This window comes from Catenulispora pinistramenti, assembly GCF_018274385.1.
In the GTDB taxonomy this organism is placed as follows: domain Bacteria; phylum Actinomycetota; class Actinomycetes; order Streptomycetales; family Catenulisporaceae; genus Catenulispora; species Catenulispora pinistramenti.
Genome location: NZ_JAAFYZ010000004.1, coordinates 99,258 through 124,731, shown reverse-complemented (window position 1 = coordinate 124,731; position 25,474 = coordinate 99,258). Strand labels below are relative to the sequence as shown.

22 protein-coding genes are annotated in these 25,474 nt (G+C 70.6%); 11 read left to right on the top strand and 11 right to left on the bottom strand.

Annotation, left to right across the window (positions count from 1 at the left end; all coding sequences use genetic code 11):
- Positions 1–191 precede the first annotated feature (191 nt).
- Positions 192–4,373, bottom strand: coding sequence for an outer membrane protein assembly factor BamB family protein (locus KGQ19_RS02135; RefSeq protein ID WP_212007320.1), 4,182 nt, complete (start codon positions 4,371–4,373; stop codon positions 192–194).
- 137 nt (positions 4,374–4,510) lie between these two features.
- Between KGQ19_RS02135 and KGQ19_RS02130 the strand changes: the two genes are divergently transcribed.
- Complete coding sequence (locus KGQ19_RS02130) at positions 4,511–5,464, top strand: TrmB family transcriptional regulator (RefSeq protein ID WP_212007319.1); 954 nt, start codon at positions 4,511–4,513, stop codon at positions 5,462–5,464.
- A 150-nt stretch (positions 5,465–5,614) separates the two neighbouring features.
- Here the strand turns inward: KGQ19_RS02130 and KGQ19_RS02125 are convergent, their stop codons facing one another.
- Positions 5,615–6,394 (bottom strand): SDR family oxidoreductase, encoded by a 780-nt coding sequence (locus KGQ19_RS02125; RefSeq protein ID WP_212007318.1) that lies wholly within the window; start codon positions 6,392–6,394, stop codon positions 5,615–5,617.
- Between the two features lie 328 nt (positions 6,395–6,722).
- Positions 6,723–8,870, bottom strand: a complete 2,148-nt coding sequence (locus tag KGQ19_RS02120; protein ID WP_212007317.1) for a WD40 repeat domain-containing serine/threonine protein kinase — start codon at positions 8,868–8,870, stop codon at positions 6,723–6,725.
- A gap of 205 nt (positions 8,871–9,075) precedes the next feature.
- Here KGQ19_RS02120 and KGQ19_RS02115 point away from each other — a divergent pair, with 205 nt between their 5' ends.
- Genes KGQ19_RS02115 through KGQ19_RS02105 form a run of 3 tightly spaced genes read left to right on the top strand, consistent with a single transcriptional unit; the run spans position 9,076 to position 12,844 of the window.
- Complete coding sequence (locus KGQ19_RS02115) at positions 9,076–10,992, top strand: hypothetical protein (RefSeq protein ID WP_212007316.1); 1,917 nt, start codon at positions 9,076–9,078, stop codon at positions 10,990–10,992.
- Between the two features lie 4 nt (positions 10,993–10,996).
- On the top strand, positions 10,997–12,175 hold the full coding sequence (locus tag KGQ19_RS02110) for an NAD(P)/FAD-dependent oxidoreductase (protein ID WP_212007315.1): 1,179 nt from the start codon (positions 10,997–10,999) through the stop codon (positions 12,173–12,175).
- Positions 12,176–12,202: 27 nt separating this feature from the next.
- Positions 12,203–12,844 (top strand): restriction endonuclease, encoded by a 642-nt coding sequence (locus KGQ19_RS02105; protein ID WP_212007314.1) that lies wholly within the window; start codon positions 12,203–12,205, stop codon positions 12,842–12,844.
- A 328-nt stretch (positions 12,845–13,172) separates the two neighbouring features.
- On the opposite strand, the gene KGQ19_RS02100 is transcribed toward KGQ19_RS02105, so the two are convergent.
- On the bottom strand, positions 13,173–14,552 hold the full coding sequence (locus tag KGQ19_RS02100; RefSeq protein WP_212007313.1) for a S53 family peptidase: 1,380 nt from the start codon (positions 14,550–14,552) through the stop codon (positions 13,173–13,175).
- A 26-nt stretch (positions 14,553–14,578) separates the two neighbouring features.
- Between KGQ19_RS02100 and KGQ19_RS02095 the strand changes: the two genes are divergently transcribed.
- Genes KGQ19_RS02095 through KGQ19_RS02085 form a run of 3 tightly spaced genes read left to right on the top strand, consistent with a single transcriptional unit; the run spans position 14,579 to position 15,802 of the window.
- Positions 14,579–14,785, top strand: a complete 207-nt coding sequence (locus tag KGQ19_RS02095) for a hypothetical protein (RefSeq protein ID WP_212007312.1) — start codon at positions 14,579–14,581, stop codon at positions 14,783–14,785.
- 45 nt (positions 14,786–14,830) lie between these two features.
- Positions 14,831–15,280, top strand: a complete 450-nt coding sequence (locus tag KGQ19_RS02090) for a nuclear transport factor 2 family protein (RefSeq protein WP_212007311.1) — start codon at positions 14,831–14,833, stop codon at positions 15,278–15,280.
- 3 nt (positions 15,281–15,283) lie between these two features.
- Positions 15,284–15,802 (top strand): winged helix-turn-helix transcriptional regulator, encoded by a 519-nt coding sequence (locus tag KGQ19_RS02085; protein ID WP_212007310.1) that lies wholly within the window; start codon positions 15,284–15,286, stop codon positions 15,800–15,802.
- Positions 15,803–15,864: 62 nt separating this feature from the next.
- On the opposite strand, the gene KGQ19_RS02080 is transcribed toward KGQ19_RS02085, so the two are convergent.
- The gene (locus KGQ19_RS02080; RefSeq protein ID WP_212007309.1) at positions 15,865–16,389 is read right to left on the bottom strand and encodes an Lrp/AsnC family transcriptional regulator; all 525 of its coding nucleotides are present in this window, start codon (positions 16,387–16,389) and stop codon (positions 15,865–15,867) included.
- Between the two features lie 93 nt (positions 16,390–16,482).
- Between KGQ19_RS02080 and KGQ19_RS02075 the strand changes: the two genes are divergently transcribed.
- The gene (locus KGQ19_RS02075; protein WP_212007308.1) at positions 16,483–17,463 is read left to right on the top strand and encodes an aldo/keto reductase; all 981 of its coding nucleotides are present in this window, start codon (positions 16,483–16,485) and stop codon (positions 17,461–17,463) included.
- A gap of 30 nt (positions 17,464–17,493) precedes the next feature.
- Here the strand turns inward: KGQ19_RS02075 and KGQ19_RS02070 are convergent, their stop codons facing one another.
- Entirely contained in the window at positions 17,494–18,060 is a 567-nt protein-coding gene (locus KGQ19_RS02070) for a TetR/AcrR family transcriptional regulator (protein ID WP_212007307.1), read from the bottom strand.
- 74 nt (positions 18,061–18,134) lie between these two features.
- On the opposite strand from KGQ19_RS02070, the gene KGQ19_RS02065 reads away from it, so the two are divergent.
- The 3 genes from KGQ19_RS02065 to KGQ19_RS02055 all read left to right on the top strand — a co-directional run bounded on the left by KGQ19_RS02065 (position 18,135) and on the right by KGQ19_RS02055 (position 20,377).
- Complete coding sequence (locus KGQ19_RS02065; RefSeq protein WP_212007306.1) at positions 18,135–19,211, top strand: aldo/keto reductase; 1,077 nt, start codon at positions 18,135–18,137, stop codon at positions 19,209–19,211.
- 76 nt (positions 19,212–19,287) lie between these two features.
- Positions 19,288–19,800 carry a DUF5994 family protein gene (locus KGQ19_RS02060; RefSeq protein ID WP_212007305.1) on the top strand — a complete coding sequence of 171 codons (513 nt, stop codon included), beginning with the start codon at positions 19,288–19,290 and terminating at the stop codon, positions 19,798–19,800.
- Positions 19,801–20,044: 244 nt separating this feature from the next.
- Positions 20,045–20,377, top strand: coding sequence for an RNA polymerase-binding protein RbpA (locus KGQ19_RS02055; protein ID WP_194894903.1), 333 nt, complete (start codon positions 20,045–20,047; stop codon positions 20,375–20,377).
- Positions 20,378–20,655: 278 nt separating this feature from the next.
- On the opposite strand, the gene KGQ19_RS02050 is transcribed toward KGQ19_RS02055, so the two are convergent.
- The 5 genes from KGQ19_RS02050 to KGQ19_RS02030 form a co-directional block, all read right to left on the bottom strand.
- Positions 20,656–20,859 (bottom strand): cold-shock protein, encoded by a 204-nt coding sequence (locus tag KGQ19_RS02050; RefSeq protein ID WP_194894901.1) that lies wholly within the window; start codon positions 20,857–20,859, stop codon positions 20,656–20,658.
- 328 nt (positions 20,860–21,187) lie between these two features.
- Positions 21,188–22,360: a N(5)-(carboxyethyl)ornithine synthase gene (locus KGQ19_RS02045; RefSeq protein ID WP_212007304.1), complete on the bottom strand. Its 1,173-nt coding sequence runs from the start codon at positions 22,358–22,360 to the stop codon at positions 21,188–21,190.
- A complete protein-coding gene (locus KGQ19_RS02040) occupies positions 22,353–23,369 on the bottom strand; it encodes a glycosyltransferase (protein ID WP_212007303.1) in 1,017 nt (338 codons plus the stop codon). The genes KGQ19_RS02045 and KGQ19_RS02040 overlap by 8 nt, the downstream gene beginning before the upstream one ends.
- On the bottom strand, positions 23,366–24,532 hold the full coding sequence (locus KGQ19_RS02035; protein WP_212007302.1) for a glycosyltransferase: 1,167 nt from the start codon (positions 24,530–24,532) through the stop codon (positions 23,366–23,368). The genes KGQ19_RS02040 and KGQ19_RS02035 overlap by 4 nt, the downstream gene beginning before the upstream one ends.
- A gap of 263 nt (positions 24,533–24,795) precedes the next feature.
- A complete protein-coding gene (locus tag KGQ19_RS02030; protein ID WP_212007301.1) occupies positions 24,796–25,170 on the bottom strand; it encodes a DUF5994 family protein in 375 nt (124 codons plus the stop codon).
- Positions 25,171–25,474: the final 304 nt, after the last annotated feature.

Sequence of the window (25,474 nt, the reverse complement as noted above, 5' to 3'; positions counted from 1 at the left end):
AATACCCTCCGCCCCAACCTCCGCCCCCGAACCCGGCGCCCAAAAGATCCAACCCTGACACACCCTAAGCCGCTCACCCAACAGACCCGCCCGCGAACCGACGCAAGACGCATCGATCCACGGGCGGAGTCCCACCGAGAGCCGTCAGCCGTCAGCCGTCAGCCACCAACCACCGACCAAAAGCCATCAGCTCACGGCGCCGCAGCCAACGCCGCGTCCAACCCAGCACGCGGGCTCCCAAGCCCGGTGACGAAGTTGTAGCCGGGACCGGCGGTGCAGAGCTTCGGGCAGAACCCGTTGCTCCCCGAGACGATCTGGCCTAGCTGCGCCGCCGAGCCGTAGACCGCCCGCTGGGCCGCGCCGTCGGTCGAGGTCAGTCTCGGCATGCCGGCGGCGGTGCGGAGTTGGTCGGCTGAGGTGATGATCGCCGCCCAGGAGGGGGCGCCGAGGCTGGTGCCGCCGACCTGGAACCAGCCCGATTGGCCTAGGTAGGCGTAGCTGTCGTAGACCGCCACGCCGGTTGAGGGGTCCGCGTCGTAGCTCACGTCGGGGGTGCCGCGGCCGCCGGTGACGACAGACTGCTGATATGCGGGGGTGGGTTCCACGTAGCTCTGCCCGCCGCCGCTGCCCGACCAGGCCGTCTCGCTTGTGATTCCGCCGGTCGGGGTCAGCTTGACAGTGGTGCCGCCGATGGCGATCGCCGCCGGGTTGTAGGCCGGGTAGGAGCCCGGGTTCCCGCGGTCGCCGCTGGAGACTACGCACACTGAGTCAGAGAGCTGACAGAAGTGGTCGTAGTAGGTCTCGTCGACGAACTCCCCGCCGATCCCCCAGCTCATGCTGATGGCGTCCGGTCGCAGCGCGGCCGCGGTCTGGACGGCGTGGAACAGCGCGGCGAACGAGCCGGTCGCCGCCTGCTCCAACACCACCGAGGCCTGCGGCGCGACCGCGTGGATCCACTCGACGTCCATGCTGGTCTCCAGCCCCCAGTCCGGGTCAGGGGTCTGAGTGCTCGGCCCGCCGTCGTCGGCCACGGTGAAGGTGAAGCAGTTCGCCGTCACGGTGGCGGTGCAGGTCTGCGGCAGCCCGAACTGGGCGCTGAACTTGTCGACGTCGCTGACGATGTTCGGGTTGCCGGGCGCGTCGACCACGGCCACCGTCTGGCCCGCGCCCGTGCCGTGCAGGCCCAGGTACGCGCGGATGGTCGCGGGGTCGTATCCGGTCGGTGTGGACGCGGTCAGCCGCGGCGCGCCGGTCGCGCTGTAGCCGTGCACCTCGACCTGTGCCGCCGGCTGCGCGACACCGATCCGGGCGGCGCCGGCGGCGTCGTCGGACAGCGAGAGCGAGGTCGGCCGGGACGGGGCCAGCGGCCGGTTGGCCGCCGGCTGTCGGACGGCGTTCGCAGCCGGAGTGCCGGTCAGGCTGAAGACGGCGAGTCCCTTCTGCTGCCCGATGGAGTACGGCGGGCCGAACTGTCCGCTCTCCGTGCTGATCATCTGGTGCTCGAACCAATTGATCGGCGTCGCGAGCACCGTGCTGCCGGCGGCGACGGACAGTTGGGCGCCGAGGAACAGCCGGTTCTGCGCCAGCGGCATGAGCGGGTTCGGGCCGCCGGCCAGCGCCGAGAGCGGGTAGACCGCCACGCCCGCCTCGCCCTCCAACAGCACCGGTGCGCCGCCGGACTCGGCCACGGCCACCCCGGTCCCGCCGAGCCAGTCCACTGCGATCGGGCCACCGGGAGCGATCGAGACCACGCCCTGCGAGCCGATCGACACCAGGCCGGCGGCCGGGTCGAGCGAGTAGTTCTCATGCTGGCCGAGTTCGTCGGCGGTGTCGCTGTAGTCCAGCGCCCCGGTCCGCGCGTCGCGCACGTCGACCCGGCCCTGCCAGGTCTTGGTCGTCCAGGTGAAGGCGGCGCCGTCGGCACCCGCGCCGGCGATGCCCGGCCCGGCCACGACGCCGTTGCGCAATTGCGCCGAGGAAGTTGTCGTCGGGTCGCTAGCCGCGGTCCACGCCACGTGCCCGGTGCCCGCGTCGACACCGACCGCCGCCATCGCCGTCGGCGCCCGGCCCGGCTGCACCTGGCTCTGGTACTCGCTCACGACCATGCCGTCCACGACGGACGCGTCGGAGAAGTAGGACGCGGCAGGAGGCTGATACGTCCACAGTGCCTTGCCGGTGACGGCGTCGAAGGCGGAGAGCCGGTCGGTGGCGCTGACCACGACGGTGCGCCCGCCCACGGAGCCGACCGCCACGTTCCAGGCGTACTGCCCGGGCAGCGCCATCCGGTCCAGCACCCGGCCGGTGCGCTCGTCGACCAGAGCCAGGCCGCTGGTCGCCGCGACCGCGAGCACGCCGCGGCCATCGACCTCGGTAGGCACGATCTGGTTCACCGGTCCGCCGACGTCCGCCCGCCACAGCGCGCGCGGCACGTCGTCGCCGGCGGTCAGTGAGGCGGCGTCGAGGGCGAACACCGCGCCGCTCTCATCGCCGGTGAAGTAGGCGCTCCTGCCGTTGACGGATCCCGCTGCGGCGGTGTCGATCAGGCCCGCCAGCGGAGCGCGGCCGACCTGCTCGCCATCGGCGCCCCGGTAGCTCAGCACGTCCTGCTCCGGGGTGATGCCACGCACGGTGTCATCGACCGTGGCGAGGGTCAGCGGGTCGGGGACGTCCCCGGAGTGGTCCCAGAGCGGTGCCCCGGTGGCGCCGGAAAAGGCCTGGAGGTCGTCGCCCGCGGTCAGCGGCGAGGACGGGCTCGGCATCGGCGCCCCCGCCCACGATCCGACGACGACCGAGGTGCGGCCCCACCAGTCGGTCGCGACTTCGATCGCGCCGGGCTGCGGCGGGTTCGGGCCGGCGGCGGTGAGAGTGCGCGACCACAGGGTCCGTTGGGCGTCGGGATCGACCGCGGAGATCGTGCCCGCGCTGAAGCTGTAGTACGGCGGACGCACGTCGTTCGCCGTCGTCACCACCCCGGCGACCAGCCACGACGGCCGGGACCAGGGCGTCAGTGCACTGATGTTGAGCGCGGTGGGCAGCTCACCGGTGGTGGTCACCTTACTCACCGCACGGCCGTCCGAGACCCGAAGCCCCGTCAGGGTGTACGAAAGGCCCTGGGTCGGGTCGGTCTCGTCGACGACGGCGAGTTCCCCGCGGTCCTGATCATAGGCCGACAGCACCGGGTATCCAGCCGTGCGCTGATCCCAGACCACCCGGCCACGGGAGTCGACGCGCACCACGTGACCGTCCGGCGGGCCGGGCTGGCCGAGGCCGAGCGGGGTGTCGGACCAGCTGACGACGGTGTCGCCGCCGACGGTCTGCAGCCCGAGCAGCATGCCCCACTGTGCCTTAGTCGAGTACTGCCACGCCTGGGTCGCGTGCAGCGCGCCGTGGTCGCCGCGGTCGCCGTGCAGGGTCAGGGCCCGCACGCTGCTGACCGATCCCCAGGCACCGGGAGCGTTGGGGTTGCTCGGCGGTCCGGTCTCGTCGCCGATGAGCAGCTTCCGGCCGGCGATCGCGAGCTGCGGGACGAGGCCCGGGTCGAGCTCGCTGTAGAGGGTCTTGCCGGACCGGGCGTCCAGGACGGTGACGAACGTGCCGACGTGCAGATCGGATCCGGGCACGGTGAACCGGCCGCCGCAGCCGCAGGTGGACGCGCCGAGGTTGATCCCGACGGCCTCGGCGACGGCGATGTCGGTGCTGCCGTCACCGGTGAGGTCCCCGACCGCATACGGGTGGGTGTTGGTCATGGCGAACGGCTCCGCAGTGGTCACCTGGAACGGATTGGCCGGGTCGGTGCCGATCGCCAGCTGCGGCGTCACGGTGAAAGTGGCGTTGCCGAAGTCGACGTGCCAGTCGCGGTAGAGCGAGTTGCTGCCGCGCTGCCAGACCGCGCTGCCGTCCGACCGGACCCGGCTGACGACCCCCTGGCTGAAGAACTCGAGCGAGTCGCCACCGGGGAGCGGGTCGCTCATCGCGGCACCTTGAGCGGACTCCACGCTGCCGGAGAGGTTGAGGCCGAGGCTGCCGCCGGCGGCGTTCGCGGTGCTCGACGCGCCCGCGGCCGCGGCGTTCGCGGTGCCCGGCGGGGTGAGGTCGGTCGGGGAGGTCGGCGAGGACTGGGACGGCTGCGCGATGGCGGACGAGCCGGGGACGTAGGCGTTGGCGGGGTTGAAGCTGTCACCGTTCGCAGCCGCCTGGCGGGCCGCCGACGATCCGGCGGCTGCGGCTGCGGCGGTTGCCGTGGCTGTGTTCGTCGTCGGGCCGACCGCGGCCCGGGCCGGTCCCGGCGCGGCCAACCCGCCCGGGGCCAAGGCCGCGGTCAGTGCGAGAACCGCACCGACGCTCAACAGATGTCGTATCCGTGCAGATCGCATCAGGCCTACTCCTGGCTGTTCAGGATCCCTTGCGGGCCCTCGATTTTCGAGATCACGGTGTCATGGCGGGTTGTGCGCGTGGAAGGGATGGCGGGAGCCTGAAACACGGTGTTGTCGTAAATACGGCGGTGATCTCCATGCTTGAAGCAGTGGGTCTGACCAGCGGGCAACAGGACGTGTACCTGGCGCTACTGGACGGCGGCCCGGCGACCACCGCGGAGCTCCGCGCCCGGGTGGCCGGCGCGCCGGTGGCCTCGGCCCTGGCCGCGCTGGAAGCCAAGGGCCTGATTTCACGCCTGCCCGGCCACCCGGTCCGATACCGGCCCGCCCGCCCGGACACCGCGGTGGAGGTGCTGGTCCGCTCCCAGGAGCAGGAGCTACAACGGGTCCGCGCCCTGGCCGCCGACCTGATGGAGCGCTTCCGACTCGGACAGGGCACGGTGGACCCCGCCGAGATCGTCGAGGTGGTCACCACCCGCGAGGCGACCATGCAGCGCATGGCCCAGCTGCAACGCAGCGCCCGCAACGAGGTCCGGGCATTCGACCGACCGCCATACGTCGGAGGCCTGGGGACCAACGCGATCGAATCCGAACTGCTGGCGGTCGGCGTCCACTATCGCTGCGTCTACGACCGGACCGGCCTGGAACTGCCGGGCCGCCTCGGCGCGATCCGCGGCCTGGTCAGCGCCGGCGAGCAGGCACGGGTCGCGACCGGCGTGCCGGTGAAGATGTTCCTCGCCGACGACACGGTGGGCCTGATCTCCCTGGACCGCCCGGTCTCCAGCGACAACGCACTGGTCATCCACCAGTCCTCGCTGCTGGACACGCTGATCGCGCTGTTCGAGTCGGTCTGGGCGAGCGCCGTGCCGCTGCGCTTCGACGCCTCGGGGGCACCGGACGCGGAACTGCCAGAGCAGTCCCGCGTCCTGCTGGGCCTGCTCGCCGCGGGTCTGACCGACGCCGCCATCGGCCGCCACATGGGCTGGCACCCGCGCACCGCGCAGCGGCATGTGAGGGGCCTGATAACCGAACTCGGGGCGCAGACCCGGTTTCAGGCGGGGTTGCAGGCCGCGCGGCGCGGGTGGCTCTAGACGGCTGACTCCAAGGGGTGGTCGGTAGCAGGACCGCACCTGACAAGCAATCTTGCGAAACGGCTCAGCGGCAAGCATGGGCGACCCGGCCGACCACCCTCAGCCTGGTTGGCTGCGGGTGGTCGGCCGGGGCGGCCAGGCACCGGCCGGTCAGTGGTGGTATTCGCCGCCGTTGACGTCCAAAGCCTGACCGGTGACGGCGCGCGCCAGATCGGAGATCAGGAACAGCACCGCGTCGGCGACTTCGTCCTCCTCGGGCAGGCGGCGCAGGTTGATCTTGGCGGCGACCTCGTTATAGATGTCCTCGACGGTCACGTCGCCGCGTTGCTGGGCGAGGTAGCCGAAGTACCCGCGCAGCGTGTCGCCCCAGATCTGGCCCGGGACCACGGTGTTGAACCGGACGCCGAGCGGGCCGTATTCGGCGGCGAGGTTCTGCGCCGTCACGTGCAGGGCCGTCTTGATGAGCTTGTACGGCCCCATCGACACTTCGGAGAAGCGCTGGACCATGGAGCCGACCATCACGACCGAGCCCTTGTTCTCGGCCAGGGCCGGGATCAGCTGCCGGGTCAGCCGCAGCGCGGCGAGCACGTTGGCGTCGAAGGCGGTGGACAGCGCTTCGAGCGGGACCGTGCCGAAGCCCTCGATCGGCGGCATCGCCAGGGCGTTGTAGACCATCGCGTCGACACGGCCGAACTCCTCCAGAGCGGCCGTCGCCAACCGCTCCGCAGTCGCCGGGTCGGTCAGGTCGCACGGCACGGTCAGGGCCCGCCGCCCGAGCGCGCCGACCTCCTTGGCCACCTCGTCCAGCTGCGCGGCGGTACGCGCGGCGAGCACCACGTCGGCCCCCTCCCGCGCGGCGGCCAGCGCGATGTGGCGACCCATGCCGGATCCGACTCCGGCGACCATCACGACCTTGTCCTGCATCAGCATATTCACAGTATCCTTATATAGCTGTACACCAGGCTCTGCTTCCGATGCGATGCTTCCAGGTTGTCGGCGACGGCGAGGGGGTCGCTGAGCAACTCATGAGGTAAGAGCGACCGAGGGTTGGTGGCCGGTCTGGCGAGGCGGCGCAGCCGCCGCAGCGCACGGAAAACTCGGCGGGAACGAGCCTGGGCGTGCCGGACGCATGCCCTCGACCCGGTGTTGGTCGTGGGCATGCGTCTTGCAAGCGCAGCGCCGCGAGGCACCGGTGCGGCCAGGCTCGGAGCTCCGCCGATTTTCCGCCCGGCCACCAATCCTCGGTCGCTCTTAGCCACTACCGCAGGTGTCGCCAACCGGTGATCGTCTTGGTGGCGGCCACGACGGCCGTACCGTCGGGCGCGACGGCGACGCCGTTGACCGCGTCGTTGCCCCCGGTCGCGAGCACGTCGGTGACGGCCTTCGTCTTGGTGTCCCACAGGGTGACGGTGCCGTCGTCGTGCCCGCCGGCCAGGACGCCGCCGGGACCGAAGGCGATGCATGTCACGCCGGAACCGGCGTTGGCGAGGGTCGCGGCGACGGCGCGCGTCCCGATGTCCCAGAGCGTGATCCGGCCGTCGCTGCGCAGGTTCGCCAGGGTCTTGCCGTCCGGGCTGAACGCCAGCGGCTGGGAGCGGGGCGAGTTCGTGTCCGCCAAGGTGGCGATCATCGTGCGCGATGACGGGTCCCACAGCTGGAGGCGTCCGTCGGCGGGGGTGTTGTTCGGATTGCCGTTGCCGGAGGCGGTGGCCACGATGCCGCCGGCCGGGCTGAACACGATCTGCTGGACCCAACTCGTGTCGCCGGTGGCCATCGTGGCCAGGCTGGTGCGGGTCGACAGGTCCCAGAGCCGGACGGCCGGGGTGTCGTAGGTCGTGGCGAGGATCCGGCCGCCGGGGTCGAAGGACACTGAGCCGAGAGCGCCGTTCCACTGCATGGGGTTGATATACGGCAGCGTGGTCTCGGTGCCGTCGGCGATCGTCCACAGGCTCACGGTCCCGTCGCCGTTGGTGACGGCCAGGGTCGCCCCGTCCGGGTGGAACGTCACGGCCAGCGCGCTGGCGAAGTCCGGGTTGAAGGCGGTGGCCTGGGCGAGGGGCATCGACCAGGGATTGACGATCCGGTGGGCGAGGGTCTTCGCGATGCCCCAGGCCGCACTGTCCCAAAGCCGGACCACGCCGTCCTTCCCGCAGCCGGCCACCTGCGTCCCGGACTGGTTGAAGGCGACCGCCATCGGTCCGGTGCCGGCGCTGCCCGGCAGGGCTTGTGCGCCGCTCCACCGCCCGCCCGAAGGCGAGGATGAGGATGAGGATGAGGAACCCGAGGAGCTAAGGGTGAGAACCACGGGAACCGCGGCGGCGGCGCCGAGTACCCCGAGGCCGGCCACGATGATGCCCCGTCGGCCGATTCTCCGCTGGGACGAAGGCTTGCCGGTGTCGTAGCCGGTCCCGTAGCCGGTCTCGAAGCCGGTCCCGTAGGCCGTCTCACGGACGGGCTGGACAGGCTGGACGGTCCCGCGGCCGGGCTCGTAGGTCGCTTCGTAGGCCGAAGTCGGCATGGCAGTAGGAGCGGGAGCGATAGAAGGCGCGGCGATGAACGACGAGTCGGCCGGCGGTGCGGAGAACACCGTCGAGGCGGCGGTGAACCGCGTACCGGTGGCTGCCAGCATCGCTTGCGCCGCCACCGCATCCGGACGCCGAGTGGGGTCCTTCTGCAGGAGTGCGATGACCAGCGGCGCCAGCGCCCCGGCGTGCCGCGGCGGATCCGGTTCCTCCATCGCCACCGCCGACACGGTCGCGGTGGCCGTCGCCCGCTCGAACGGCGAGACGCCCTCGGTCATCTCGTACAGGGTCGCGCCGAGCGCGAACAAGTCACCGGCCGGGAAGTCCTTGCCGTTGAGGCGTTCCGGGGACATGTAGTGCAGCGTCCCCATAAGCACGGCCTGGGTGCTCTGCGTGTGCTGCTTGGCGATGCCGAAGTCGGTCAGCAGCACCGTGCCGTCGTCGGCGAGCATGACGTTGGCCGGCTTGACGTCGCGGTGCACGATCCCGGCGGTGTGCGCGGCCCCCAGCGCGCCGAGCACCCCGGCCGCGACCCGGGCCGCCGCCTCCGGCCGCAGCCGTCCTCGAACCCTGATCTCCTCGGCCAGGGTGTGCCCCCGGACGAGCCGCATCACCAGCCATGGCGCCTCGTCGTCGGTGACGACGTCGTAGACGGTCACGATGTTCGGATGATCGCGCAGCCTGGCCGCGCTGCGCGCCTCGTGCTCGGCCAGCGCGACGATGTGCACCCGTTCGGCCCGGTCCACCGACGAGCCGAGCCGGACCTCCTTCAACGCGACCTCGACACCCAGCCGCTCGTCGAACGCGGCCCACACCCGCCCGAACCCACCGGACCCGATCACCGAGGTCAGCCGGAACCGGCCGCCGACCAACCGGTTCGACATCGTCCCCCACCCCCTGCCACCAGACGCTCCGGCCAACGGACAGACTACTGATCCGGCTCTGTCGGCGGACAAGGACAACGGCCGCTCTGGATCAAGACCGCGGGCCGCGCAGTCGCGCTACCTCAAGACAATCGTCCCATTTCCCCCGGACCGTCTACTGGTGTGACCCCGACATCGATACGATCTGTAGTCATACGCCTACGGCGTGAGCGATAAGGGGAACGACGTGCCATACCTGGGTCAGATCACCATCACCGGACCGGAACCGGAGTTGGGGCGGCGGCAGCATTTCGTTGACGCGTTGGCCGCCGCGATGACCGAGGGCTGGAGATCGCTGCGCAAGGTGCTCGACCACCGCATCATCGGCTACCCCGGCGGCGCTGTCATCACGGTGGTCCTGGACGGCGACGGCCTGGATTTCGAAGAGGCGGCGGCCGCACTGGCGTCATTGGGACGACACCTGACGACGTGGAGCCCGGAACTGCTGGAATACACCCTGCAACAAGTCGAGGTCGCCAGACTTGACCGGCGCTGGGACGAGGAGCACTGGCTCCCTCCGCTCGATCACGACCGGGCTGAGGACCGGCCGGCCTGGCCGTTGCCGGTCCTGATGGGCGACCCGCTTCAGGAACTGGCGGCCCAGTACCTCGTGGCCGGCGCCGTGCGCTCGGTCTGGGAGCCCGGCAAGCGGGTCAACTATCCGGCGTTCACCGCCCGCGATGTCGCACTCGGCGCCGCCGAATTTCCCTGGCACCGGGAGATCACGACCGCCTTGGGCGCCATGCTGATCCAGGCGGCCCGGCGCGAGGCTTCAGACAACGACTACGCGCCGCTCATCGTCGCCGAAGGCGCAAGCCGCGAGTTCGCCGACGACCTCGTGCGGCGGGCGCGTCTGACCGCGGACGACGACGCGACCGACGGCTTCGCCGACGACCAGATGCGCGGCCACCTCCTCCTCCAAGCCTTCGTGGAGGCGCACGAGTTGGGCTGGACGGCCGCAGCCGTGGCCATGGCCGACCATGACAATCCCGATCGTCGCGAAGCGCATCGCAACGAACTCCTGCGCCAGTTGCTGGACGCCGGTTTCGGTGCGCTGGCCACGATGTGCGCCGGTCTCCAGGACGTGCGCAGCCCGTGGGAGCTGGCGGTCGAGCTGACCGACGACCCGGTCGTGGCCATCATCACCGACCTGGAATCGGACCGTATCGACGAGGACATCGACTCCGACACCTGCGAGGTCTGGGCCGCCGCCACCTCGCACGCCGCGGTCTGGGCCGCCATCCACCGGCCCGACCTACTGGACATCCCAGTCGGCGCCGAACTGCTGGACGACCTCACCGGCAGCATCGACACCCTGCACCAAGTCGTCCACTCCGCGCTGGTGATGCTCGGCGACGCGGTGATCGCCGCGGCACTGGAAGATCCGGCTCTTCCACCCGTCTTGCTGACTCCGATACGGAACTTCATCGCCGCGCAGCGAGCGATCCGCGACGAGGACTACGAGGGCGACGCGATCGACGACATGCATTGCGCCCTGGAAGCAGCACTCGGACACCACGACCCGGCCCCCGAGCGGCTGCGTGAAGTCCTGCGCCTCATCACCATCGCCGCGCCCCTCACCGGCACCCACGCCAATCCGGAACTCGGGCAGGAGGGATACATCTCCTCACCGTCGCAGCTGTCGTCCGCGCTACTCCGGCACGCCGACGAGCACGCCGCCCTCGACCTCTCCCCGGAGAGCCACGGCGACGGCGGCGCCCGACTGGCCACGATCGCCGTGCTCGGGGCACTCGCCCCGGAGGCGGCCGGCGCGATGGCGGCGCAGCTTCCGATCCTCGACCACGCGGACCCACGCAGCGAGCCGGCGGCGCGGGATCAAGCACTGCGCTGGATCCACAACGCCATAGAGCAGACCAACGCTCTGGAAGGCGAGGTGTCGCCAGACCCCGACAGCTCCGATGCCCGGCTGGTGCTGACCTCGGCGCGCGACCACCGTCCCGTTCCCAGCGACTGGCCCGCACGCCGACTCGTAGCGGCCGCGGCCGAGGCGAGCGCGGCCGTGCTGCAACCCATGACGCTGGAGGATGCCGCTGGCGCCATCGAGGTATTCACGGGAAGCTGACACCTTGAGCACGCACGACGTCATCATCGTCGGCGCCCGCTGCGCCGGCGCCGCCACGGCCCTGCTGCTGGCTCGGCAGGGTGTCAGAGTCCTGCTCACGGACCGAGCCGCGTTCCCCAGCGACACGGTCTCGACCCACCTGCTGCACCCCACGGGTGTGGCGCGCCTGCGTGATTGGGGTCTGCTGGATCCGTTGCTGGCCAGCGGCTGCCCGGCTATCGACACCATCAGCTTCCGGGCGGCCGAAGACCTCGTCCTGCGCGGGGCGCCTTATGCCTGCGACGGGGTCGCGTCGTCGCTGGCGCCGCGCCGGACCGTGCTCGACGCGCTGCTGGTCGAGGCGGCCGTGGCGGCGGGTGCCGAGTTGCGGGAGGGCGCTTCGTTCCAGCAGCTGATCTGGGAGGACGGCCGAGCGGTCGGCGCCGCTTTCGGCGGACGCGGCGGCTTCACGGAGCGGGCCGCGCTGATCATCGGCGCGGACGGGCGGCACTCGGCGGTGGCGCGTCAGGCCGGGGCGAAGCCGATCCGTGACGCCGGCATCTTCGGCTGCCAGTTCTACGGCTATTGGCACGGCCTGCCGAACGTGGGCACGCAGATCTTCGTCGGCGGCGGCCAGGCGGTTCTGGCCTACCCCACCCACGACGGACACCATCTGGTCCTGGTCGGCTGGCCGCACGCGCGCTTCGCCGAGGTGAAACAGGACATTGATCGGCACTTCCTCGCCGCGGTCGCCAAGAGCGCCCCGGCCGTCGCCGAACACCTCACCGACGCCGCCCGCGGCGGGCCCATCGCCGGCTCCGGCGACCTGGGCAACTACGTCCGGGAGTCGTCCGGGCCGGGCTGGGCGCTCATCGGGGACGCCGCGACGGCGAAGGATCCGGTCACCGCACAAGGAATCGGCGACGCGTTCGCTCAGGCACAATCGCTGGCCGACCGCCTGCCCGCGGCCCTCGCGGCGGGCCCACGGGCCGTGGACGCGGCGACAGCGGCGCACTGCACCGACCGGGAGCGGGACAGCAGCGCGGCATTCGAGACCACTCTCACGTTCGCGAAGGGCGGCAACTCCGCTGCCCTGCTGCCGTTGCTCCGCGCGATCGCAGGCCGCCCGGATCTGATCAGCATGTTCTATGGCATCTACGCCGGGCAGGTCACGATGGAGGAGTTCGTCGCGGCGGTCGGGTGAGACGCCGCCTTCCGGATCGGGGAGACCATGGCCACGCCAGCCGCCGTCAGACACGTGGTCGTCGCCGTTGCCGTCGGCGGGGCCGTGGCACTTGTGGAGACAGCCAGCGGCAGCCTGGGCTCGCTGTGGCCAGCCGTTCCAGCCAGCGCGCTGCTCGCGGCTCTCGGATCCGCGCTCAGGCCGGTTCTGCGCGCCGGACGGGCCGAGCAGCACGCCGAGCTGAAGCGCTTGGACGACCTGGAGCGTGCGGCACGGCACCAAAGCCTGACGGCCATCGACGCGATGTCGGGTACTGAGTTCGAGCTCTTCATCGCCGGCCTGTGCCATCGGGACGGCTTCACGGTGCACCAATCCCGCGGTGGGGCCGGCGATCTCGGCGCCGACGTGATAACGGATTCTCCCGACGGCCGCCGAGTCGTCATCCAATGCAAGCGCTACAAGCCGGGAAACGCTGTCCCCGGCCCGGATCTGCAACGCTTCCTGGGCACCGCGCGCCCCATCCACAACGCGGACGTCCCGGTGTTCGTCACCACCGCCTGGCGCTTCACCAAGCAGAGCCGCGAGCTCGCGGCCGGCCAGCACGTCGTCCTCATCGACCGCGACCTGCTCAGCCACTGGAACAACGGCGTCAGCCTGGACAAATACCTGCCCGCCGCACCTCCGGGGTGATCGCCGTGCCACACGTGGACTCGGGGGTCGTCGGGCTGGTCGGCGACGGCCGCCGCGAGTTCGGTCGGGTCGACGGGTCCGGGGAACGGTTCGGCCAGCAATGCGGCATCGGCCACTTCGCCGCCGGCGCCGACTTCCAGAAGGAACGTCCGGGAGTCCCGCGGCGACTCGATGCCGCTCATGGCGGCCGACCCTACCGGCCGTCGCCGACGCGAAAGTGCCCCGGAGCCGCAGCCTCCGGGGCACCCGTCGCGCGATCCGCCGCTTCAGCGGATCAACGGATCAGCGGCTCCAGCGGATCAGCCGCTTCAGCGGTCACTTCATCAGTTCACTGCTTCTCCAGCAGCCGGATGTGTCCGGGGCCCTTCGCGCCGGCGTCCACGCGCAGGCTGCTGCTCGGCGTCGAGGCGGCGACCAGCGCCGGCACGAAGGCGGCCGCGTCGATCGTGCCCCAGCCGGAGGCGATGTCGAAGCCGGTGCCGGCGCAGTAGCCGGTCACGGTGTCCGTGGAGTTGCAGCCGCTGGTCACGTCCACGACGCCGGAGCCGGTGCCGTTGGGGCCGATGGCGTACAGCGCGGGGTTGATCAGGCCCAGGTCGTGGCCGGCGGACTGGTCGGCCAGGCCGACGATGGCGGCCATCAGCGGGGAGGACTCCGAGGTGCCGGAGGTGCCCTCCATCGTGATGTCCGGCAGAGACCGGCCGGCGGCGCCGGTGGCGGTGGCGGTGCTCTGCTGCCAGGCCGGGATGCCGAACTCGTGGGAGACCCCGCCGCCGGATTCGGGCCACAGGTCGTCGGGCTGGGTGCGGTTGCCGTTGTCGTCGAGGTAGAGATCGGTGCCGCCGACCGCGGTCACGTAGGACTCGTCGGCCGGGAAGGAGACGACGCGCTTGCCCCACGGGGTGGTGCCGTCCACCTGCATGCCGTCGGCGCCGTCGTCGCCGGTGGAGGCCAGGACCGTCACGCCGTTGTCGGTCGCGTTCTTGAAGTGGCTGTCCAGGTCGTGCAGCTGGGCGGAGCTGGCGAAGTCGTCCTCGGGGGTGCCCATGCTCATCGAGATGACGTCGGCGAGGTGGTTGGAGACCGTGTAGTCCATCGCGGACAGCAGCTCCGGGAAGCCGGTGACGCCCTCGGTCTCGCTGACCGGGGTCGCGATGATCAGGATCTTCGCCCCGGGCGCGAGGGTGTGGATCATCGAGATGTCCAGGTCCGTCTCGCCGCCCCAGCTCTGGCAGTCGCTGGTGTTCACGCCCGGATCGGTGCAGGCCGGCACCGTGCCGGACGGCGCGATGGTCTGCACGGTCGTCGCCGGCAGGCCGTTGTCCGAGTCGTACTGGTCGAGATAGCTCTGGGCGCTCTTGTCGCCGAACGCCACCAGCGTGGCGATCGTCAGGCCCGTGCCGTCGATGTGGTTCGCGTAGAGCGGCGCGACGTCATAGGCCTGCTGCAGGCCGGGCCCGGACGACTGGAGCGCCTGCTCGACGCGCGCCACCCGGTCCGGGATCGTCGCGGCCGCGCCGATGCGGTTCACCTCGGCGCTGAAGTGGTGGTGCTTGGGGCTGGGGACCTGGTGCGGGACACTGCCCGGCGCGGCCTGGGCGCCGACGGCGACCGCGAGGGACAGCGCGACCGCGGTCCCGACGGCGGCCAACCTGGCGCCGGTGCGCAAGGCCCGGCGGTCGCCGAGTCCTGATGATGCCCGATGCATGTTTCCTCCTGGAGGTGGCGAGGGAGGTGGCGGAATTGGTACCGGATATGGACATTGGCAAGAAATGGATCAGAGGGCTACCCAAGGGTTTGCCAAAAATTCTTCAAATCATGTCGCAGGTGATGAAGACGACGAAAACGCGCGGCGTGTCGGCGGCTTTGGACGCGGCGGTTCCGAAAGCGGCGGCCGTGAAAGCAGTACCCGGACATGCGAGGAAGCGGGCGGCACGATAGATTCGACAGTCTGCTAAACAGACTGAGGCAGTCCAGGAGGGGCTCATGTACAAGGCCATCGTCGCCCACCAGGTCCGCAAGGCGTTCGCAGCGCTCAGTGCGGGGGACACCGCCGCCGTCACCAAAGGCCTCGCCGAGGAGGCGGTGTACGAGTTCGTCGGCGACCACGCGCTCGGCGGGCGCCGGCACGGCCGCGCGCTGATCGAGACGTGGTTCGCCCGGGTGGACCGCCTGATGGGCCGCGGGCGTTTCGAGGTGCGCGACGTGCTGGTCAAGGGCTGGCCGTGGCGGACCCGGGTGATCAGCGTGGTCGACATCGCCGCCGAGGTGGCCGGGGAGCCGTACCGCAACCGGATGCTCCAGGTCCTGGATATCCGATGGGGACGCATCGTCGCGATCTACTCCCTGGAGGACACCCAGCTGCTGGCCGGCGCCCTGCGCCGACTGGCCGACACAGGCGTCGCCGAGGCCGCGGCCGCGCCGATCGTGGGCTGAGCCGTGCCGCGCACCACCGACTTCTCCGCGATCGTCTGCTCGATCGCCCGCGCGGCGGACGTCGTCGGCCCGTCCTGGGTACCGCTGATCCTGCGCGACGTGTACTGCGGGATCACCCGGTTCGAGGACCTGCGCGCCGACTTGGGGGTGGCGCGCGCCGTGCTGTCCGCGCGGCTCACGCAGCTGGTCGGCGACGGGCTCCTGGAACAGGTGGCGTATCAGGAGTCTCCCCTGCGGCACGAGTACCGGCTCACCCCGATGGGCCTGGACCTGATCCCGGTGCTGATGGCGCTGATGGCCTGGGGCGACCGCTGGCTGGACGGCGGCGACGGCGCGCCGATGGCGCTTCGCCACCAGGCGTGCGGTCAGGCGATGACGCCGACAGTGGCCTGCGACCGGTGCGGCGAGCCGCTGGCCGCCGACAGTGTGGATCCGGAACCCGGCCCGGGCGGCCAGGAGGGTCCGGGGACGGCGCTGATCGGGTCGGTGGTGATGCGGCGGTATCGCGACCAGCGGGCCTGATCCGGACCTAGTCCGGACCTGATCAGGGCACGATCAGGGCACGGCCAGGGCGTGATCAGGCGTCACTCGGCCTCGGGCCGATCGGGCCGATCGGGCCGATCGGGCGCACCGAGCGGCAGCGGCCGACGCGGCACCGTGGCCGCGTGGACGAGCGAGGTGGTGGTGCGGCCGTACGGGGCGAAGCGATCGAGGATGGGCTCAAGGTGCTCGACGGCGCGCAGGTGCGCGATGAAGTAAAGGCAATCGTCGCCGGTGATCCGGTAGCACTCCACGATCTCCGGAGTCTCCTCGGCGAGCTTCGCGATGCGCGGCAGCTCGCGAACCGCCGGATTGATCCGCACCAGCACCGTGACCGGGAACCCGACAGTGCTCGGGTCCACCGCCGCGTGGTAGCCCGTGATGACGCCGGTCTCTTCGAGCCGCTGGATCCGGTCGGCCACGGCCGGAGCCGACAGATTCACCCTGCGGCCCAGCTCAGCCAGGCTGAGGCGGGCGTCAACCTGGAGCTCGGCCAGGATGCGACGGTCCAGGCCGTCGATTTCCTTGGGTTCGTAGGCCCGCTCCGGCCTGGGCCTGCGGTTCGGCATTCCGCCAGCTTACGGGATGGGCGATCATCTCACCGTGACGGCAGAACTGATTCTCAGCTCGTCACAAGACTCGCCGCAAGAGAGGAAACCGGGATGCAGTACACGACGATAGGCCGCTCCGGCCTCAAGGTCTCACGCATCTGCCTGGGCATGATGAGCTACGGAGACCAGTCCGGGCGGGACTGGATCCTCAGCCAGGAGGCCGCGGAACCGCTCGTGCGGCGCGCGGTCGAGGCCGGCGTGACGTACTTCGACACCGCCGACATGTACTCGAACGGCGCGAGCGAGCAGGTGACCGGACGGCTGCTCGGCAAGTTCTTCCCCCATCGCGAAGACTACGTGCTCGCCACCAAGGTGTACTTCCCGATGGGCCCCGGCCCGAACGATCGAGGTCTGTCCCGCAAGCACATCCTGGCCGGCATCGACGCCTCACTGAGCCGCCTGGATTGCGACTACGTCGACGTGTACCAGATCCACCGCTGGGACTACGAGACCCCCGTCGAGGAGACGATGGAGGCGCTGCACGACGTGGTCCGGACCGGGAAGGCACGCTACATCGGCGCCTCCAGCATGTACGCCTGGCAGTTCGCCAAGGCGCAGCACACCGCCCGGGCCAACGGCTGGACCCCGTTCCTGTCGATGCAGAACCACTACAACCTCCTGTACCGCGAAGAGGAACGAGAGATGATCCCCCTCTGCCTCGACCAGGGAGTGGGCATCGTCCCGTGGAGCCCGCTCGCCCGCGGACTCCTCGCCGGCACCCGCGAGCGCGACGGCCGGCGGCACACACTCCGATCCGGCGCCGACCCGCTCGCCGACGACATGTACGGCGACGCCGACTTCGACGTGGTCGACGCGGTACGGGCACTGGCCGCCGACCGCGGCTTGCCGCCCGCGCAGGTCGCCCTGGCCTGGCTGCTCGGCAGGCCGGGGGTCACCGCACCCATCGTGGGCGCGACCAAGGCGAAGCATGTGGACGACGCTATTGCGGCTGTTGATGTCGAGCTGGACGGTGAGGAGGTCGCGAGCTTGGAGAGGCTCTACCGACCGCATCGGATCCTCGGGCACCAGTAGGGCTGGGGAAGACGATGAGATAGCGGACCATCACTCTTCGACGATCGCCATCAGCGCGGCGGTATACGGCGCCGGATCCACATCGCCCCGGATCGCCAACTGCTGGTTGTAGCCGGCGCACAGGGCCACGAACGCCTCGGCGACCCGTTCGGCGTCCCGGTCCCGGTCCCGATCCCGGCCTCGGTCCAGGCCTCGGCGGGCGAGCACCAACTCGGCGACCGCCGCCCGCAGCGCCGCGAGCTGGTCGCGCACCAGCGCTGCCAGCGGCGGCGAGACGGCGGCTTCGGCATAGATCTGGGCCACCAGGCGGGCGTGGTCCGCATCCCGCGCCAGGGTGCGGATGTGTTCCAGGAAGCCGTTGACGGCCTCGGTGGTGAGCTCCTGTGGCAGACCGTCGCCGGCCTGTTCGCAGACGGCGACGACGATCTCTTCCTTGCTGGTGAAGTAGCGGTAGATCGCTCCGTTGGACAGGCCGGACCCGGTGACGATGTCGGCCATCGAGGTGCGGGCGAAGCCGTGGGTGGCGAACCGGGCCCGGGCGGCGTCGATGATCTGCTGGCGGCGGGCGTCCAGGTGGGCTTGGCTGACCTTCGGCATAAAAAGAGCGACCCCTCGTTTTTCTTGATACCGTCGTGAAGTCTACCTCGCACCACCGGGATCCAGGAGCTGCCATGCGCTACCAGACGTTCGGCCGACTGACGGGACTGCGCGTCTCGGAGTACGCGCTGGGGACGGCGAACTTCTCCACCGAGCAGGCCGGCGCCGGGCCTGAAGGCTCGCGGCAGATCTTCGAGGCGTTCGTGTCGGCCGGCGGCACCACCTTCGACACATCCAATATCTACCAGGACGGGCGGGCCGAGACCATGCTCGGCAGGCTGCTCGGCGGCCGGCGCGACGACTTCGTGGTGATCACCAAATACAGCGGCACCAGGCAGGCGCAGCCCGCGCCCGGCAGCACCGGCAACGGGCGCAAGGTCATGGTCCGCTCCCTGGAGGCCAGCCTGCGCCGCCTGGGCACCGACTACGTCGACGTCTACATGCCGCACTTCCCGGACGGCACGACCCCGCTCGAGGAGATCCTGTCCGGCTTCGACACCCTGATCCGCGCCGGCAAGATCCGGCACGGCGGCCTGTCCAACTTCCCGGCCTGGCGCGTCGCGGGCGCCACGGTCCGCGCCGAGCTGCGCGGCCTGGCCCCGCTGGTCGGCATCCAGACCGAGTACAGCCTGGCCGAGCGCTCCGCCGAACGGGAACTGCTGCCGATGGCGCAGGCCCACGGCCTCGGCATGCTGCTGTACTCCCCGCTGGCCGGAGGGCTGCTGACCGGCAAGTACCGGCAGGGCGGACAGGGCCGGCTCAGCGCGCGCGGCGACGTGATCGAAGGCAGCCCGATCGAAGGCAACGCGATCGAAGGCAGCGCACAGCGCACCGCGGTCCTCGACACCGTCCTGGCGATCGCCGACGAGCTCGGCACCAGCGCGCCGCAGGTCGCCCTGGCCTGGCTACGCCGCCGCGCCGCCCTGGCACAAACAGCACTGGTCCCGATCGCCGGCCCCCGCACCCTGACACAGCTGGCGGAGTACCTGAGCTCTCTGCACCTCGACCTCAGCGAGCAGCACTACCACCGTCTCGACAAGGTCAGCACGCCGCGCCTGGGAACCCCGCACGAGGACGTGGAGGCCGCGCTGGACCACGGCATCGACGGGGACCGTGCGCTGCTCGCGGCTCCGCCGGTCCCGGTCGTCTGATCGCGGTGGTCGCACCCTGCTGGAAGCCTGCCCGCGACGTAGAGTGGATGCCGAGAGAGGGAACAGGCGATCTGTCATGGCGAACTCCCCAAGACGCGACACCCCCGACCCGCCGCCTCGCGCCGAGGCCGGGGGCGAGTTGCCCACGGCGGTGCACACGGCCGTGGCGCCGGGGACCGCGATCCTGCGCCTGGAGACGATCGGGCCTCGCGAGGGCGGTGTCCTGGACGGGGCCTGGTGGCCCCGCTCCCGGCGTATCCATTCCGAGCTCCCAGGCCTGATCAGCGCCTTGGCCCGGCACATCGGCCCGATCACCCGGGTCGGGCTCGACGCGACGGCCTGGGACGGTCTGCCGACCCGCTTGGTCGTGGACGGCCAGGTGGTGCGCATCGACTCCTACCCGGTCGGCGACGACACCATCTTGGTCACCCGGAGCGAACACGATCTCTTCTCGCTGCTGGTGATACCGCCGGACGCGGACGCGGAGGCGGCGAAGGCAGCCATAGCGCAGGCCGTCCGGCAGGACAACGTCGCGGACGCGCAGCAGATCCTCATCGACACCGGGGCCGGCCAGCAGGGATCCGTCTGAGCCGGTCAGCGCACTGACGCCGTCGACCAGCCGTAGACCAGCCGTCGACCAGCCGCCAGCGGCCGCGCTCGACCCCGAATCCACGGCGAACGGCGGCCCGGACCGCGCCCCTGACACAGGATCCGCCGGTCAGCGATCGTCTTGCTTTCCCGCTCGCGCCGCCCCAGGGGCGTACTGTTCGTCACAGCGGGACGGTTCGCTCAGCTGAGCTCAGTGCCGACCGCGGCTAAGGAGGCTCCATAGCATGGCGCGCAGCGGAATACGTGGGAGCAGAATCGGGGCAGGACCCAGCGGCGAGAACGAACGAGGGCAATTGGTAACGCGGGTCGCGGTCACCTTCTGGTGCGCGATCGGCCATTCGACGAGCCCGATCTTCGCCGCGTCAGCGGAGATTCCCACCACGTGGGACTGTCACGACTGTGACCGTCCGGCCGGCCTGGACCCCGACAACCCCCCGGCCCTGGTGCAGGCGGGCCCGTTCAAATCCCACCTGGCCTATGTCCGCGACCGGCGCAGCGACGCCGATGCCGACGCCATCCTCGCCGAGGCACTCACCAAGCTCCGCACGGCCAGGTGAAGCCGCACCGGCAAGAGGTGAGGCCGCGCCGCTAAGTCGAAGCGGCACCGGCCGTCAAGGCGGCACCGGTGGTCAAGGCGGCACCAGCCGCCGACGCGGCAGCGCGCCGGTTCCGCTGCGCGCTGCGCCTGGCCGGGTCCGCTCCGGCTGGCCGGAAAGCTTGTCCGGCACTTTGACACCGCGGACACTTTGACACCACGAAGTGCGGCCCGGCACCTGAAGCAGGTACCGGGCCGCACTCAAGAGTCATCCGGTAAGGCGGATGCCCTGGCTCGCGATTAAGCCGGAACGATGTTCTCGGCCTGCGGGCCCTTCTGGCCCTGCGTGACGTCGAAGCTCACGCGCTGGCCCTCCTGGAGCTCGCGGTAGCCGTCGGCAGCGATGTTCGAGAAGTGAGCGAACACGTCGGCGCCGCCGCCGTCCTGCTCGATGAACCCGAAGCCCTTTTCCGCGTTGAACCACTTGACGGTGCCTGTAGCCATGACTTTTCCTTCTTTGTGTGGGGTTCGAAGGGTCCCCACACCGCGCGGAGTCCCCTGCCGCGGAAATGTCCCCACCCGGAGAGTTCCGGAAAACAAAAGGCGCCTGAGCCGCAAAGCATCAGGCGCACACTAAGTTCATGGGTACCACTACTGCAACAAGATCACTATAGCACAGTTCGGCGGCCACCGCTGCGGCAGACCCACGGAAGAATCACCCCAACAGAGCAATCACCGGTCCTTGACGTGCTTGGCAGTGGTGGCCCGGCCGACTCGGTCGCCGTCCTCGGCCCCGGTCTCGCCCGCGGACGGACCGTGGGTTCCGGCGTGCTCATTCCTGCTCCGTAGCGACGTGCGCCAAGTGGGGATACTCCGCCGATCGATGCTGGAACGCCAGGATCGCCGGGTTCTGGATCACGCCGTCCTGGATCTCGATGGCGCGCCGAATCGTGTCGTCGGCCTCCCAGGCGGCGGGGCCGCTGAGGACCGTGCGCAAGAAGGGAATCAGGGCTTCGCTGTTCTCCCAGGTCGCGGAGTTCCACAGGTAGGAGGGGCTGTGGTCGACGCCGTAGTACTGCACCCCGTTGCCGACAACGCACATCGGCTCGGTGAACGTCATCGGGCGCGCCCAGCTGAAGCCCATCCCCTCATCGCAGGACACGTCGATGACCAGGGTGCCGGGGGCCAGCGTCGCGAGGTCTTCCTCTATCAGGAAGGTCAGCGGCGCGCTGGTGTCCTGCAGGACGCAGTTCACGATGATGTCGTGGCCGGCCAGGAACTCCGCCAGCGGCTGGCTTCCGCTGTCGGTGAGGGCGTGGCTGCGGCGCGGGTCGTCGGTGTCGTCGGCCTCGTCGTGGTCGAAATGGACGATGCGCGCGGAGTGGATCGGCGAGGCGACGGCGCTGACGCCGCGGCCGGTGAGGACGTCGACCTCGTGGACGCCGAGGGCGTTCAGCGCCGTCACCGCGCCGCGCGCCGTCGCGCCGAAGCCGATGACCACGGCGTTCAACCGCCGGCCGTAGTCGCCGGTCGAGCCCACCAGCTGCATCGCGTGCAGCACCGAGGAGTACCCGGCCATCTCGTTGTTCTTGTGGAACACGTGCAGGTTGAACGAGCCGTCGCCGGTCCAGTGGTTCATCGCCTCGAACGCGATCAGCGTCAGCCGGCGGTCGATGGCCGTCTGGGTCAGCTTCGTGTCCTGGACGCAGTGCGGCCAGCCCCACAGGGTCTGGCCTTCGCGCAGTTCCGAGACGTCTTCGAGCAGCGGCTTGGCCAGCACGATGATGTCGCAGGCGGCTACGAGTTCGGCCCGGGACCTGATCCCGGCGACGAGCGGGGCCAGTCGGCTGTCGGGGACTCCGAAGCGTTCGCCGTAGCCCTCCTCCAGGTGGATGCGTGCCCGCACGTCGGCGTCTATACGCTCGAAGTGCGCGGGATGGATGGGTAGCCGGTGTTCGTTCTCCTTGCGGGAGTGCGCGACGATGCCGAGCTCGAGGTTAAGCAAGACGCCCCTTTGGTTGGTTGCGGCCGTGTTGGAAAGTGGAGATCAGCGCGAGCGTCGACTCCGCGCCCTGGTTCTCGTTGCGCCCCTCGCGCTCCAGGCCGTCGCAGCAGCCACCGGTGCTCTGGTCGGCCAGCGGGATGCCTGAGTCGTTCATCCCGAGGAACCAGGCCATCGCACGGGCCAGGCCCGCCTCCCAGCGGTCGGCGCCGGTGACGGCCAGGGCCCGGGCGCAGGCGTCGGCCAGCGCGGCGGCCTCGATGGGCTGCTGGTCGAAGCCGGGGCCGGTCCAGCCCCGGCCGTGACCGCCGGCCGGGGTCAGGGACAGGTGCCCGTCCCGGGTCTGCGTGTCCAGCAGCCAGCCCAGCAGGGTCAGGCCGTCGGCGAGCAGGCGTTCGTCCTCCAGCAGGTGGCCGGCGGCGATGAGGACTTCGACGGGGGCGGCGTTCGCGTAGCTGAGCCACGGCTCGGGCCAGGGCCAGGCGTCGTCCGCCCGTGGCGGCCCGATCAGTCGCGCGGCATCGGCGAGCAGCTTTCGCGCACCTTCGTGCCCCGGATCGACGGCCAGGATCTCCGCGGCGCCCAACGCCGCGAAGGTGTTGCTGCGCGACCAGGGCGAGCGCAGTGTCGCGCCGCTGTCGAACATCTCCGAAGCCGCGCTGCGGATCCACGGCTCCGGGCCGCGGACCGCGGCGGTGCCCAGCCCCCACAGCGCGCGCCCCCACCAGTCGCCCACGCCGGGTTCGTCGTGCCAGATCCGGTCCAGGCCCAGCCGGTTGTGGAACGACCCGTCAGGGTCCTGAGCGTGGGCGACGAAGGCCAGGTAGGTCTCGGCCAGAGCGGTCAGACCGGCGTCGGGTTCGGGTTCGCGGCAGACGACCAGCAGGCCGCGGGCGACGTCGTCGAGGCAGTATCCGTGCTCGCGGCGCGGCACGGCGCCGCGGGCGTGCTCGAACAGACCGGTGTCGTCGCTGAGCCGGTGCAGGTGGGCGAAGGAGATCTCGGGTTTCATGCAGCGGCGGTGATCGGGGTGTCGAGCAGCGACGTGGCCAGGGCCCGGTAGGAGTCCGCCACGGTGGTCCAGGCCAGGTCGGAGGCGATGCGGCCGCAGGCCTGCGTCATGGACCGGGCCAGGGCCGGCCGGGTGAGGACCGCCCGCAGCGCTTCGGTCATGGCGGCCACGTCCCGGTGCTTCACCAGCAGCCCGGTGCCGTCGGCGAGCAGTTCCACGGCGTGCGGGAAGCGGGTCGCGATGATCGGCCGGCCGGCGGCGACCGCCTCGATGAGCACGCCGGAGGTCACCTGCTCGGTGGATTCATAGGGCAGGAGCACCACGTCGGCGCTGTGGACGAGGTCCGTCAGCACATCGGGATTGTGATATCCGGGATCGAACTCGACATCGGCCGAGATCCCGAGCTCCTGCACCCGGGCACGCAGGCGGTCCCGATACGCCTCACCCTCCCGCGCCAGGACCTTGGGATGCGTCTGGCCGGCGATCACGTACCGCGGCGCCGGATCCAGGCCGCCGAGCCCGGCGAAGGCCTCGAGCGCCCACTCGATGCCCTTGCCCGGCCCGAGCAGACCCCAGGTGAGGACGATCGGGCGCCGCACCGCGGCGACCGGCGCCGGCGGAGCGAACGGGTTGAGGGAGGCCAGGGGCGAGCGGCGCCGGCTGGGGAGCGCGCCGTGCGGGATGACCGAGATCTTGGCCTGGTCGACCAGGTAGCCCGCGTCCAGCCGGTCGGCGGCGGTCTGGGACATCACCACGACCGCGGCCGCGGCGTCGGCGATCCGTTCCAGCACCTGCCGCTGGTGCGCGGTGGGCGCGGCCAAGACGGTGTGCAGCACCGCGATCACCGGGACGCCCGTCTCGTCCAGGACCCGCAGCACATCCTCGCCGTCCCGGCCGCCGTAGATGCCGTACTCGTGGTGCACGATGGCGACGTCGCAGCGGTTCAGCACCGCTGCCGCCGTGGCGGGTCCCGCCGGCGAGCCGTTGACCAACTGCGCGACGACGTCCGGATACACAGCCGGCTGCACGGTGTCGACGACCCGGACCACACCGGCCCGGTCCCCGCCGTCCTGACCGGTCAGATGACGCACCAGCGCCGCGCTGAAGGTGGCCAGGCCGCACTGGGTGGGCGGGTAGGTGCTCAGAAAGCCAAAGCTGGTCATGGCGGAGCCCTCACTTCGTCGATCGGACGGAGGGCGAGCAGGGCGGTATCGCGGTATCGCGGGTGCTCGCTGTTTGCGCATTCGAGGCGATCGCGCTGATGAAGGGCGACCACGACCCTGACCGGGGACCAAGACGCGGAGCAGAAGGCTGCGCTGTGCCGGTGGGCTGCACCATCACTGGAAGACGGTGTCACCGTCGACAGTACCAGCAGGCCCGCGTGCGGCTGACGGCCAATCAGTCCCAGGCCGTGCCGTCACGGAAGTCACGGAAGCCACGGAAGGAGGTCGGCGGCCGTCGAGCGGTTGTCGCGCCCGGCGGCTTCGGCCATCGCCGTCTGCGCCGCCCCCACACCGGTGGCCGGCGGGACGACCAGCAACAGGAAGTGGTTCTGGAACCCGAGGCTGACGCTTATGGTCCGGTCCCGGCCCGGGAACCAGCTGATCCGGATCACCTGGCCGTCGACGGTGACGCTGCGCGGCACATCGTCCCAGGCCTCGATGTCGAGACCGACCCGCACGATGCGGCCCAGGTGCGCGCTCAGCGCCGTGATCAGGTCCGGCAGCTCGGCCAGGACGTGGTGCGAGCGCGGCCACCAGGCGCCGTCGAACGAGCCGGTCTGCGACAGAGTCGGCTCCAAGACCAACCGCGGGAGGAGCGGAGCACCGCAGGAATCACCCTGCAAGGGTGGAGGAAAGAAAGTGGGAAGCGCCATAAGCAGGCCGCCCCGTCCGGTCCGCGAGCGGACCTGTCATGACCCAGGGGCGACACCAGCGCGGATGTTAGTGAGTAACGCTTCCTCGGATGCCCCGATTATACCCCATTTTCAATAAATAGGAGCTATTGCCATTAACTGGTAATAATGCCGGAGCCTTTGTTCGCCCACGATGACAGATGTCTGCATCCCAGGATGCGTGGTGTGCCATCAGGATGCGTGGTGTGCC